At 65.0% G+C, this 12,593-nt stretch carries 14 protein-coding genes; 2 read left to right on the top strand and 12 right to left on the bottom strand.

What is annotated here, in order from left to right; all coding sequences use genetic code 11:
• Window positions 1–69: 69 nt before the first annotated feature.
• The 6 genes from ABC977_RS00550 to surE all read right to left on the bottom strand — a co-directional run bounded on the left by ABC977_RS00550 (window position 70) and on the right by surE (window position 5,666).
• Entirely contained in the window at window positions 70–813 is a 744-nt protein-coding gene (locus tag ABC977_RS00550) for a pilin (RefSeq protein ID WP_369665277.1), read from the bottom strand.
• Window positions 814–825: 12 nt separating this feature from the next.
• Window positions 826–1,584 carry a PilZ domain-containing protein gene (locus ABC977_RS00545; protein WP_369665276.1) on the bottom strand — a complete coding sequence of 253 codons (759 nt, stop codon included), beginning with the start codon at window positions 1,582–1,584 and terminating at the stop codon, window positions 826–828.
• 564 nt (window positions 1,585–2,148) lie between these two features.
• The gene (gene rpoS, locus ABC977_RS00540; protein WP_369665275.1) at window positions 2,149–3,192 is read right to left on the bottom strand and encodes an RNA polymerase sigma factor RpoS; all 1,044 of its coding nucleotides are present in this window, start codon (window positions 3,190–3,192) and stop codon (window positions 2,149–2,151) included.
• A gap of 29 nt (window positions 3,193–3,221) precedes the next feature.
• Window positions 3,222–4,094, bottom strand: a complete 873-nt coding sequence (locus ABC977_RS00535; protein ID WP_369665274.1) for a peptidoglycan DD-metalloendopeptidase family protein — start codon at window positions 4,092–4,094, stop codon at window positions 3,222–3,224.
• Complete coding sequence (locus ABC977_RS00530; protein ID WP_369665273.1) at window positions 4,091–4,684, bottom strand: YqaA family protein; 594 nt, start codon at window positions 4,682–4,684, stop codon at window positions 4,091–4,093. The genes ABC977_RS00535 and ABC977_RS00530 overlap by 4 nt, the downstream gene beginning before the upstream one ends.
• 238 nt (window positions 4,685–4,922) lie before the next feature.
• The gene (surE, locus tag ABC977_RS00525; protein ID WP_369665472.1) at window positions 4,923–5,666 is read right to left on the bottom strand and encodes a 5'/3'-nucleotidase SurE; all 744 of its coding nucleotides are present in this window, start codon (window positions 5,664–5,666) and stop codon (window positions 4,923–4,925) included.
• Window positions 5,667–5,842: 176 nt separating this feature from the next.
• Between surE and ABC977_RS00520 the strand changes: the two genes are divergently transcribed.
• Complete coding sequence (locus tag ABC977_RS00520) at window positions 5,843–6,391, top strand: Smr/MutS family protein (protein ID WP_369665272.1); 549 nt, start codon at window positions 5,843–5,845, stop codon at window positions 6,389–6,391.
• A 41-nt stretch (window positions 6,392–6,432) separates the two neighbouring features.
• Here the strand turns inward: ABC977_RS00520 and ispF are convergent, their stop codons facing one another.
• From ispF to pyrG, 6 genes are all read right to left on the bottom strand, one after another.
• Window positions 6,433–6,903, bottom strand: a complete 471-nt coding sequence (gene ispF, locus ABC977_RS00515) for a 2-C-methyl-D-erythritol 2,4-cyclodiphosphate synthase (RefSeq protein WP_369665271.1) — start codon at window positions 6,901–6,903, stop codon at window positions 6,433–6,435.
• The gene (gene ispD / locus ABC977_RS00510) at window positions 6,864–7,607 is read right to left on the bottom strand and encodes a 2-C-methyl-D-erythritol 4-phosphate cytidylyltransferase (protein ID WP_369665270.1); all 744 of its coding nucleotides are present in this window, start codon (window positions 7,605–7,607) and stop codon (window positions 6,864–6,866) included. The genes ispF and ispD overlap by 40 nt, the downstream gene beginning before the upstream one ends.
• Window positions 7,604–7,897: a cell division protein FtsB gene (ftsB, locus tag ABC977_RS00505; protein ID WP_369665269.1), complete on the bottom strand. Its 294-nt coding sequence runs from the start codon at window positions 7,895–7,897 to the stop codon at window positions 7,604–7,606. Before ftsB ends, ispD begins: the two co-directional genes overlap by 4 nt.
• 59 nt (window positions 7,898–7,956) lie before the next feature.
• On the bottom strand, window positions 7,957–9,234 hold the full coding sequence (gene eno, locus ABC977_RS00500; RefSeq protein ID WP_369665268.1) for a phosphopyruvate hydratase: 1,278 nt from the start codon (window positions 9,232–9,234) through the stop codon (window positions 7,957–7,959).
• Between the two features lie 61 nt (window positions 9,235–9,295).
• Window positions 9,296–10,138 (bottom strand): 3-deoxy-8-phosphooctulonate synthase, encoded by an 843-nt coding sequence (kdsA, locus tag ABC977_RS00495; RefSeq protein WP_369665267.1) that lies wholly within the window; start codon window positions 10,136–10,138, stop codon window positions 9,296–9,298.
• Complete coding sequence (gene pyrG, locus ABC977_RS00490) at window positions 10,135–11,781, bottom strand: CTP synthase (protein ID WP_369665266.1); 1,647 nt, start codon at window positions 11,779–11,781, stop codon at window positions 10,135–10,137. The genes kdsA and pyrG overlap by 4 nt, the downstream gene beginning before the upstream one ends.
• Before the next feature lie 305 nt (window positions 11,782–12,086).
• Between pyrG and ABC977_RS00485 the strand changes: the two genes are divergently transcribed.
• Complete coding sequence (locus ABC977_RS00485; RefSeq protein WP_369665265.1) at window positions 12,087–12,485, top strand: sulfur globule family protein; 399 nt, start codon at window positions 12,087–12,089, stop codon at window positions 12,483–12,485.
• Window positions 12,486–12,593: the final 108 nt, after the last annotated feature.

Raw genomic sequence — 12,593 nt, 5'->3', positions numbered from 1 at the left:
CACCCCACTCGATGCGTTCGGGGAGCCCGGCGGGGCGTCCCTTCCCAGCCGGTCTATGACAGTCGATTGCTACTTGGCGCTGCAGTTTCCGGAGCGACCGACCGGATCCCAACCCTCCGGGCACCAACCACGTACACGGTTACCGGCCGTCGGTTTACAGATGTGGCTATTGCCGGCCTGCTCATAATTGTAGCCAACTGGACACGCCCTCTCGGTCGTGTTCCCGGTCGTGTTCCCGGTCGTGGTCTCGGTCGTGGTCTCGGTCGTGTTCCCGGTCGTGTTCCCGGTCGTGGTCCCGGTCGTGGTCCCGGGCTCGGTATGGTCCGCCAACAACACGCAAGCCGCCCCATCACCGCGACAATCGGCCGGCAGGTAGCGAGACGGAAGGTCCGGGCTGTAGCAACACCAAGTGACCGAGCCGCGATCCTCACTCGATCCGAGGATCAGATGACGACCGGCCAACTGGGACACGGAGTCGTTGAATCGGATCCGCAGGTGCCCGTCTTGAACCTCGATGGCTTCGACATACTGCCCGCTGATCTTCGCCGGATCCGGCAGGTCGGCCGCCGCGTTATCGGCCGGCGCGTGCCCGAGATCCTGATACGCCATCATCACGGCGACCTGCGGTCCGCTCGCCAGCGACAACCCCTCGCTGGTCTTGGATCGCACCACATGGCTCTCATAGGCCGGCAGCGCCAAGGCGGCCAGGATACCGACGACGGCCACCGAGACCATCAGTTCGATCAGCGTGATCCCGGCCAGCCGGCCGGGTGGGCTGATGATTCGCGTTCTCTCGACAAGGATAGGTTTCATGGCGATGTACCGTTACATGTCTCGGTCAAGTAAGAATTCGGTGTCGGACCAGTTCGGGGTGGTCGCGGCCGGACTGGCCAGGCGCTTCATCAAGGATTCGACGGCCGCCTCGAGTTCCAGCAGCGGATGCTCGAAGCTCAGATCGACATCGAACATCCGGAAGGCCTGGGCCGCTTCGGTCGTCAAGGCCGTAACGCGTTTGACCCGCGCCCGAAGCCGGAGCGCCGGCAGGTCAGCGATCCCCGCCAAGGTCAAACGAATGCTTTGATTGACCTCATAGGCCTGAAAGACGGTGACCGATAGGCGCCCCTTGGCGATCTCGGCCAACTGCTGCTGCATGTCATCGAGATCGTTGAACAGGATCTCCAGGCTCGGCGCCAGCAGGCTCTGGTCCTCGCGATGCCCGGCGGCTTGATTGTTCGTTGCGTGCAGCATCGCGAGCAGCTTCTCGAGTCGCTTCTGATCGGCTCGCGATAGGTTCGAGAACCGGGCCGCGACCAATGCGTGACCGTCATCGATGTTGCGTGTTCGAACCACCTCGGCCTCTACGCTGAATTGCTCGCCCTTGGCCCAGGGAAAGGCCATGGTGACCGAGGAGCGTTCCTTCAGTGCGTCCCTCGGCACGAGGAACTGAACCCCGCCCCAAGAGATATCTTGGTTCTGGACCACGAGTGGCTGATCGCCGCCGTCGGCGACGAGCCGCACCGAGACCTTCATCGGCAACCGCGAATGGAAGCGACGTTCCGCGTTGTCCCTCGATGGTGTTGTCATGATTCTGCTCTCCTCACTCGGGTCGATGCGTCGCCCCCTCGTCACCTCTCGCAGGAAGGCCTGCGTGTTCGGCGCCTCGAGGGGTGCCCGTTTCCTCGGCGGCCGCACGATGCATCCCGTCGCCGCGCGTGCCGTCCATTGATCTGGACCCATTGGTCCGCCTGACCATCAGAGAAGCAAAGCGAATGCCACAATCGACCGTACGACGAACGCGCGTCGACCGGCGCAGCCCAGACATCGCCATGCAGCCGAAAATAAATATTCAATACCGTGACATAGAGACTTACCCAGGACCGCGAACGAACGCCGGGATCGAGGCACGGACACCTTGGGAGCGACCCGCGAGGCCAGTAGGCGGGACCCTGCCGGGCACATTCGGACGGAATTTGTCACCTGGCCGGAGTTGCGATCGCGAATGGCCGGCCGGAGCCCGACTCGCGCACAGGAGCAGCCGGTTCGACGGCCGGCCCGCGGAACGACGCAGACGCCCCCGTCTGGCGTCGCCGGGTCTTCAAGACAGGGAGAGGAAGTCCTGGAGTCAGCCCGAACCGACCCCGAGTGGCATTATTTGAAGAAGGAATCGACGGAGAAACCGTCCCGTTCCAGGATATCGCGTAGCCGCCGCAAGGCATCCAGCTGGATCTGGCGGACGCGCTCGCGCGTCACGCCAAGTTCCTGGGCCACCCGCTCGAGCGTCGAATGCTCGTAACCGTGCAACCCGAATCGGCGCAACACGACCTCGCGCTGCTTGTCGTTGAGTTTGTTCAGCCATTGATCGAGGCTGTCCCGCAGATCCCGATCATAAACGCATTCGGCCGGGTCCTCGGCCGCTTCATCCTGCAGCATATCCACCAGCGGCTTATCCGTCTCACGGCTGTACGGGGTGTCGACCGACGCAATCCGTTCATTGAGGCCCAGCATCCGCTTGACCTCGGCGATCGGCTTGTCGAGCAAGTCGGCGACTTCCTCCGAGGTCGGCTCGTGATCGAGCCGCTGCGTGAGGCGGCGCGTGGCCTTCAGGTAGAAGTTGATCTCCTTGAGCACGTGGATCGGCAACCGCACGGTACGAGTCTGATTCATGATCGCCCGCTCGATCGTCTGGCGGATCCACCAGGTCGCATAGGTCGAGAAGCGGAAGCCGCGCTCCGGATCGAACTTCTCGACGGCCCGAATCAGACCGAGGTTGCCTTCCTCGATCAGGTCGAGCAGAGGTAAACCGCGATTCAGGTACCGGCGCGCAATCTTCACGACGAGCCGCAAGTTGCTGACGATCATCCGCTGCCGGGCGGCATCGTCACCCTGCTGCGCGCGGCGCGCGAAATGGACCTCCTCTTCGGCGGTGAGCAGCTTGGCCTCGCCGATCTCGTTCAAATAGAGACGGGTCGCATCGAAATCCGCATCGCCGGCGTGAAAGCGCTCATTGTCCGCCTCGCCGCCGTCGATAGGATCGACGAGCACCGATGCCGCATCCTCATTGACGAAGGGATCCGCATCCTCGAGCTCGTCGTCACCGGAGACGGATTCCTCGTCATCAACCTGGAGGTAGATTCCCGGCTCGCGCGAAGTCGATCGGCGTGGTGGCTGATCTCGCTCGTCGGGGGCTGCCATCCAGTCTTCCTCCGTCCCGGTCAGGGGCCTCAGCGCACCGACGGCAAAAGCTTCAGCGGATCCACAGCCGCTCCCTCCTTACGAATTTCGAAGTGGAGTTGGGCCTTGCCCCCGGGCGGCTGTCCAACCTCGGCAATGCGTTGCCCGCCCTCGACCCGGTCCCCTTCGGCTGCCAGGAGCCGGCGATTGAAGCCATAGGCCGTCAGAAAATCGTCGCGGTGTCGGACGATGATAAGGTTCCCGTAACCCTTGAGTCCACCGCCGCTGTAGACCACCGACCCGGCCGCGGCCGCGACGACTTCCTGCCCCAGCGCGCCGCCGATACGGATCCCCTGTCGTGTTCGGTCGGCCGCGTTGAAGGTCTGTTGCACCGGACCACGCAACGGCCACTGCCAATCGATCGAGGGGGCCTGACCCTCGGCAACAGGTCGCGCGGTCATGGCCGATCGCTGGGCCGAACCGGCTGGAGAGCTGGCAGGCGTCCTCATCGGCGTGGCGGGGCTCGGCCTCTTTTCGACCTCGGTGCGCGGAAGCGTCGGAGCACGAACCGAGCGCTTCGGGCCGGACGCGACCGGCGGCGGCCCGACCCGCAACAGGTGGCCGGCCTGGATCCGATAAGGCGGCGAAAGACGGTTCCAATCAGCCAGGGACGCGATATCGATACCCTGATCCACAGCGATCCGACTCAGGGAGTCGCCGGGACGAATGCGATAGAAACCAGGCGGCGCTGGATCGTAAGGCGCGACGACCGGCGCTGGATCACCTCGGGTACCACAAGCGACCGTGACGACCACGCAGAGGGCGCTGATCAACAGCCCACGGAACGCCGAGCCGATCCCGTGCGCAACCGGGATCGCGGACAAGGAACGGGCAGGTGACGCGCCGCTCGTGCGGTTCTTCAACCCGACAAGATTCCCGACTGATAGAGCAGGAAAGCGCCGCCCAGCAACGCCACCACCAGCCAACCGATGCGGTCGACGTAGGTACGGAGCATGCCTTCCATTCGCTCGCCGCCCCAGGCCATCAAACCCGCGACGAGGAAGAAGCGGGCGCCGCGGCCAATCAGGGATGCCACGATGAAGGGCAACAGCGGCATGGCAATGACGCCAGCGGTGATGGTGAACACCTTGTAGGGAATCGGCGAGAACCCAGCGAGGAAGATCGCCCAGAACCCCCATTTCGCGAACCAGGCCTGAGCGGCCAGATAGTGATCCCAATAATCGAAGCGATGGAGCAAGGGCTCGACGAGTTCGAACGCGAACACGCCGATCAGGTAACCCAGTACGCCGCCGGCAACCGAGGCCACCGTCGTCAGGGCGGCAAAGGCCCAACTCCGACGAGGATTGGCCATGCTCATCGGAGCCAACATGACATCCGGCGGGATCGGAAAGAAGGACGACTCGGCAAAGCTCAAGCCCCCCAGATACCAAGGGGCCCGCGGGTGGCGCGACCACTGCATGACACGGTTGTAGAGCGGCGAAAAGATGCGCATCGACGACTGCCTTCTAACTAACAGGGTGATGAAACGGATCGATGAAAGCGGCGCCCGGCCCCGATCGCACACCGCCCTGCCCCCCGACAACAGGACCCCACGACCGAACGGACGGTTTGGCCTAACTGGTCAAGACCGGTACCAATGTCGGGAACAGGGGCCTGCGACCGACCCGCGGCATCAAGCATGCGCTAGCCCTCGGCGGTCGGCTTGTCGCGGCATGACGCGACCGCATGGATCATCGCGCCAACCACTCCTCCAGGACCCCGATCGAACTGTGCCTGGTCAGATCGACCTGAAGCGGGGTGATGGACACGAAGCCATGGCGCACGGCGTGGAAATCGGTGCCGGGGCCGGCGTCCTGTTCGGGGCCTGCCGGGCCGACCCAATAGATCGGGCGACCGCGGGGGTCGTGCGCCATCGTGACTGGTTCCGCGCGGTGCCGGTGTCCAAGCCGGGTCGCCGCGAATCCGCGGATCTGGTCGTAAGGCCGATCCGGCACGTTGACGTTCAAGATGACATCCGTCTGCAACCTGGTGTGACGCAGGCGCGCCACCAACTCGGCAGCCACCCTTGCCCCGGTCGCCAGATGGCGCGGATCGAAGGCATCCATCGAGACCGCCATCGCCGGCAATCCGAGAAACCGCCCCTCGGTCGCGGCCGCCACGGTCCCGGAGTAGATGACGTCATCGCCGAGGTTCGGGCCATGGTTGATCCCGGCGACCACGAGGTCGGGCTCCTGATCGAGGAGCCCGGTGATGGCCAGGTGAACACAATCGGTCGGTGTGCCATCGACCCGGATGAACCCGTTCGCGGCCCGCACGGCGCGCAGCGGCACATCCAGCGTAAGCGAATGGCTGGCCCCGCTGCGATCGCGTTCGGGTGCCACGACGACGATGTCACCCAGTGGCGCCAAGGCGTCGGCCAACGCGGCCAACCCCGGCGATTGATAGCCATCGTCATTGCTGACCAGTATCCTCATCGTCACGATGCACCCTCTCTCGCCTGTTCACCGGACCCTTGCAACCCCGGCCGAAGGATGCCAGATCCCAATCGACCTCGATACGCTCGCCGCACCCCAGACCACGGCCGGCCGGATAGTGCGAAGGCGCCGCGTCCTGCGCGACACGCCCCGAGGCCTCGCACGAGGTAGCAACCATGAGCAAATCCATACCGCCAGCCGATCGTGACCTCTTTCGCGCCGAGACCGAAGGGATCGAGCCCTTGCGCCACGACCAGGTCGAACCCTATCGCCAGCGGCCGAGACCGAGGCCCCGCCCGAGACTGGCCGACGACGACGAGCTGCTCGATACCTTGTCGGAGGCCGAAGTCGACACCCATGAATATCTCGAATTCGCCCGCCCGGGGATTCAGAAACGGCTCTTCTCGGACCTGCAACGCGGCGATCTCGAGATCGGACTGGAACTCGACCTGCACGGCCTGACCGCCGAGCTCGCCCGGGAGACGCTCTGGGCCTTCCTGCGCGAATGCCACGAACGGCGCATCCGCTGCGCGCGGATCATCCACGGCAAGGGATTCGGCTCGGGGCAGCCGGTACTCAAACGCAAGGTCAATTACTGGCTGCGACTGCGCCGTGACGTCTTGGCCTTCTGCTCGGCGACGCGCCGCGACGGCGGAACCGGCGCCCTGTACGTCCTGCTGCGCAACCCGAACAAGGCACGCGCCGAACGCGCGGGCCAACGGTGAGGCGCGCCACGGCGCCCGCCATCCGCTTCGCCGCGAACCGATCAGGAAGACAAGAGGACCACGGCCGACGCGGCGATGCCCTCGCCGCGACCCGTGAATCCCATCCGCTCCGTCGTCGTCGCCTTGACATTGACCCGCGCCGGGGGGCATCCCATGTCCGCCGCGAGGACCTCGACCATCGCCGGGATATGGGCCGCCATCCGCGGCCGCTGGGCGACGATCGTGATATCGGCGTTGTGCACGGCCAGACCCTGTTCGCGCAGACTCGCGATGACCCGACGCAACAGGATGCGGCTGTCGATCCCGGCAAAGGCCGCATCGGTATCCGGGAAATGCCGGCCGATGTCCCCGAGCCCGGCGGCCCCGAGCAGCGCATCGCACAACGCATGGATCACGACATCGCCATCCGAGTGCGCCTCCAGTCCCTGATCGTGGTCGATCGCGACCCCGCCAAGCACCAAGGGGCGACCGGTCACGAATCTGTGTGCATCGATACCTTGTCCGATTCGCATGTTCGCCCCTGCTGTCGCAAATAGAACTCGGCCAGCGGGAGGTCCTCCGGCCGCGTGATCTTGATATTGTCGGCATGGCCTTCGACGAGTCGCGGCGTCTGGCCGATGTATTCCAGCCCGCTCGCTTCATCGGTGACCAGATATCCGTCCGCGAGTGCGCGCGCCAAGGCTTCCCGCAGTGGGCCGAGACGAAACATCTGCGGCGTGAACGCATGCCAAAGGCCGTCGCGGACGACGGTGCGCGCGATGCATCCCTGGCGATCGGCCTGCTTCATCGTGTCGCAAACCGGGACAGCCAGGATCCCGCCCACCGGGTCGGCCCGCAGGGTGTCGATCATCGCGGCCAGATCCGTTTGGCGCAGACAGGGCCGCGCCGCGTCATGGACGAGCACCCAGTCCTCGGCGGCCGCCGTTTGGGTCAACAGGGCCAACGCATTGAGAACCGAATGACAGCGCTCGGCACCGCCGGCGACCTTCCGCACCTTCGGGTGGGCGGCATAGCGGGTCGTCGACCATCGCTGGTCGTGCGGATCGACGGCAACCACGACGCCCTCGATGCGCGACTCGCCGAGCAGGACCTCGAGACTATGGTCGAGGACGGCCTGCCCGAACAACGGCAGATACTGTTTCGGGATCGGCGCACCGACGCGGCGACCGACGCCAGCCGCCGGCACGACTGCCCAGAATCTCACAGGCTCCATCATCGCGTCGCTCCGTGCGCAGGCTCGTCCAGGATCTGCAGGAAGATCTCGCCGCGCTTGATCATCCCCAGATCGCTGCGTGCGCGCTCCTCCAACGCATCGAAGCCCTCGCGCAGACTCTGGACCTCCGCCTGGAGCGCGGCGTTACGGACGCGCATCGCCGCCAGCTCCTCGTGCTGGCGCGCAATCTCGCCGCGCAATGCGTGGACCTCGGCCAGGCTGCCCTCGCCGACCCACAGCCGATACTGGAGCAGACCCAACAGCAACAGCAGAATGACGATGAGCCAGCGCATACGCGAAACCGGTCGAGGATCAGCGATCAGCGCAACCCGCGGCACCAGGGCCGCCCACGTCAGAGCCACCGGAAGGCGGTGCGACCGGCATAGGTGGCCTCGTCGCCGAGTTGCTCCTCGATGCGCATCAGTTGATTGTATTTGGCGACCCGATCCGATCGCGACAACGACCCGGTCTTGATCTGGCCGGCATGGGTCGCGACCGCGAGATCGGCAATCGTGGTGTCCTCGGTCTCGCCCGAACGATGCGATATCACGGTCGTGTAACCGGCGGCCTGAGCCATGTCGATCGCCGCACGGGTCTCGGTCAGTGTCCCGATCTGATTGACCTTGATCAGGATCGAGTTGGCAATCCCCTTGTCGATACCTTCTTCAAGGATCCGCGTGTTGGTCACGAACAAGTCATCGCCGACCAACTGCACGCGCTGTCCCAAACGATCCGACAGGAGTTTCCATCCGGCCCAATCGCCCTCGGCCATGCCGTCCTCGATCGACAGGATCGGATAGCGGTCGACCCAGTCGGCCAGCAGATCGACGAGCCCAGCCGCATCCAGGCGCCGACCCTCGCCAGCCAAATCATAGAGACCGTCCCGGTAGAACTCGGAGCTCGCGACATCGAGACCGAGGAAGATGTCCCGGCCGGCCTCGAAACCAGCCTTGTCGATGGCCTCGAGGATCACCTCGACCGCCGCCTCGTTCGATGGCAGATCGGGCGCGAACCCACCCTCGTCGCCGACCGCGGTCGCCAGTCCTCGGCGACCGAGCACCGCCTTCAGCGCATGGAAGATCTCGGCACCATAACGCACCGCTTCGCGCAGGTTCGGCGCCCCGACCGGCAGCACCATGAATTCCTGAAAATCGACGCTGTTGGCCGCATGCGCGCCGCCGTTGATGATGTTCATCATCGGGACCGGCAACTGGTAGGGTCCGCTCGACAGGTACCGGTACAGGGGCAACGCGCGTTCCTGCGCGGCCGCGTGCGCGGCGGCCATCGACACACCGAGGATCGCATTTGCGCCGAGCCGTCCCTTGTTGTCGGTACCATCCAGGTCGATCATACGCCGATCCAACGACGCTTGATCCGCGACCTCTTGGCCGATCAGGGCGTTGCGGAGTTCTCCAGTGACATGGGAAACAGCCTGCGTCACCCCTTTGCCGCCGTAGCGGCTCGCGCCCGAGTCACGCAGTTCCAAGGCCTCGCGCGACCCGGTCGATGCCCCCGAGGGCACGGCCGCGCGGCCGATCGCACCGTCGGCGGTAAAGACATCGACCTCGACGGTCGGATTGCCGCGCGAATCGAGAATTTCACGGGCTCGGATATCAACGATCTCGGACATGGATTCGGTTCTCCAAAAAATGCGATCCGGCGGCTTCGCCGGCACGGCACCTCGAGGCGCCTCAGTTTACGCCTTCCGTCTCGATGAGGCCGTGTGCCTTGACCAGACGGTCGATCTCGACGAGCGTTTCCAACAACGGCGACAAACGGTGCAGGGGCCAGGAATTGGGTCCATCGCTCAACGCCGCATCCGGGTCCGGATGCGTCTCGACGAACAGGCCGGCGATCCCAGCCGCCACCGCGGCCCGCGCCAGCACCGGCACGAACTCGCGTTGGCCGCCGGACCTGTCACCCTGCCCCCCCGGAAGCTGCACCGCGTGGGTCGCATCGAACACGACCGGGCAGCGGGTCTCGCGCATCACCGCGAGGGCGCGCATATCGGCAACCAGATTGTTGTAGCCGAAGGACACCCCCCGTTCGCAGACCAGGATGGCTTCATTGCCGGTGCTGCGCGCCTTGGCGACGACCTGGGCCATATCCCACGGGGCCAGGAACTGCCCCTTCTTGATATTGACCGGCCGGCCTTGGGCCGCCACGGCCCGGATGAAGTTCGTCTGGCGACAGAGAAAAGCCGGCGTCTGCAGCACATCGACGACCGCGGCCACCTCGGACAGCGGCGTGTCCTCATGGACGTCGGTCAGCACCGGCACGCCGATCTTGTCGCGCACCCCTTCGAGGATCGCCAAGCCGCGTTCCAGCCCGGGCCCGCGGAAACTCGCGCCGGACGACCGATTCGCCTTATCGAACGATGACTTGAAGATGAAGGGGATCCCGAGCCGCGCGGTGATCTCCTCGAGCTGACCGGCCGTCTCTTGGGCCAGCGTCTCGCTTTCGATCACACAAGGGCCGGCGATCAGGAACAGCGGGCGATCCAGGCCGACCTCGAATCCCAGCAAGCGCATCATTGCACACGGCCCAAACGCTGCCGGCGGTGCGCCAGCGCCGCCTTGACGAAGCCGCGGAACAGCGGATGGCCGTCCCTCGGGGTCGACGTGAACTCGGGATGGAATTGGCACGCGATGAACCACGGATGGTCCGGGATCTCGACGATCTCGACCAGGGTGCTGTCCAACGACCAACCGGAGAAGCGCATCCCGGCGTCCTTCATCCGGTCGAGATACTGATTGTTGAATTCGTAGCGATGACGATGGCGCTCGCGGATCTGAGCGAAGCCATAGACGCTCCGCGCCAAGCTGCCGGGCTCGAGCCGACACAACTGGCCGCCCAGACGCATCGAACCGCCGAGGTCCGACGCTTCGTCCCGGCTTTCGACGCGCCCCTGATCATCGCGCCACTCGGTGATCAGCGCGATCACAGGGTGTGGCGTCGCGGGATCGAACTCGGTGCTATGGGCACCGTCGAGCCCCACCGCGTGGCGGGCATACTCGATCACGGCGACCTGCATACCCAGGCAGATCCCGAGATAGGGGATGCGGTTCTCGCGGGCAAAGCGCACGGCGAGGATCTTCCCCTCGATGCCACGGCCACCGAAGCCACCCGGGACCAACACGGCATCGACGTCGTGCAGACAATCGGTGCCCTGCTGCTCGATTTCCTCGGCATCCAGATAGCGGACACGGACCTTGGTCGCAGCATGCACACCGGCATGGGCCAAGGCCTCGGACAAGGACTTGTAGGCCTCGGTCAGGTGCATGTACTTCCCGACCATCGCGACCGTGACTTCGTGCGTCGGGTGATCGAAACCCTCGAGCACCCGCTGCCACTCGTCGAGCTTGGCCGGCGGCACCTCGAGGCCGAACTGGCGAACCACCAGGTCATCGAGATGCTGCGCGTGCAACAGCATGGGTATCCGGTAGATGTTGTCGGCATCGATCGCCGAGATCACCGCGGCCTCGGGGACATTGGTGAACAGCGCGATCTTCTTGCGTTCGGCTTCGGGGATCGGTTGTTCGGCCCGGCACAGCAGGATATCGGGCTGGATACCGATCGAGCGCAGCTCCTTGACCGAGTGCTGGGTCGGCTTCGTCTTGATCTCCCCGGAGGTTCGGATATAGGGCACCAGCGTCAGGTGCATGAACAGGGCGTTGTCGCGCCCCTCCTCGACCCGCATCTGGCGGATCGCCTCGAGAAAGGGCAGCGACTCGATATCGCCGACCGTGCCCCCGATCTCGACCATCGCGATATCGGCCTCGTCGGCACCGAGCCGGATGCTCGCCTTGATCTCGTCGGTGATGTGCGGGATCACCTGCACGGTGCGACCGAGGTAGTCGCCGCGACGTTCCTTGCGAATCACGCTCTCGTAGATCTGACCGGTCGTGAAATTGTTGTTGCGGCCCATGCGGGTGCGCACGAACCGCTCATAGTGCCCCAGGTCCAGATCCGTCTCGGCCCCGTCGTCGGTCACGAAGACCTCGCCGTGCTGGAACGGGCTCATGGTCCCCGGGTCGACGTTGATGTAGGGGTCGAGCTTGATCAGGGTCACGCGCAGCCCGCGCGCCTCCAGCAAGGCGGCCAGCGAGGCCGACGCAATACCCTTGCCCAGCGACGAGACGACGCCGCCGGTGATGAAGATGAACTTGGTCGCCATAAGTGGGGGAGGACGAAGGATGGGACAGCCCCGTAACCCGTAAAGCTACCAAATCTGACGAGACGCCTCAATCCACTGTCGCCTCTCGGCCGCCCGAGCCGCCACCTCGCACAGGCCCGGGCGGTCGCTCCCGAACGCCCTTTCGCAGCATTGATACAGACTATTGGCCCCCTTCACAATCATCAGGGGCCTTCCTATAATCGTGGGAGTTTCGCCAACTTGCGGAGCTAACTCGCCGCGCCGCTCGGGTCGCGGTCTCACGACAAGACCCTCAACGACGATATCAATTGGAGAGAGTCAGAATCATGAAAAGGTTAGCAAAAGTGATGGGTATCGCGGCAATCGCCGGGGTCGCCACCTTCTCGATGACCTCGGCCCAGGCCTGGTGGGGCGGTCCGGGCTGGGGGCCAGGTTGGGGAGGACCCGGCTATGGCCGTGGCTACAACGACTGGTGGAACGACATGTTCGGCGACGGCTATGGCGACTTCAACATGAACTTCAGCGGCGGAGGCCGCGGCCTGGGTCGCGGCTATAACCGGTACCGCGATTGGTATGGCTATGGCCCCTACGGCTGGGGCGGACCCTACGGCTACGGCGCGCCCTATGGGTATGGCGCACCCTATGGCTGGGGCGGTGCCCCGCACTATGGTTGGGGCGCGCCGTTCGCGGCGCCTGCGGCCCCGGCAACGGATGAAGCCAAGTAGTCACTGAGCCCCGCGAGCTGTGACCGGGGTGCTGAGCCCTCGGTCACAGCCCACCGGGTCGCGATTCCCACCCGCTCTCTTTCCCACCCTGGCGAACCGGAGCCACCG

This window comes from Thioalkalicoccus limnaeus (assembly GCF_041197575.1).
GTDB lineage: Bacteria > Pseudomonadota > Gammaproteobacteria > Chromatiales > Chromatiaceae > Thioalkalicoccus > Thioalkalicoccus limnaeus.
Note: the sequence above shows the minus strand (reverse complement) of the source record. Positions and strands in the feature narration are given on the sequence as shown.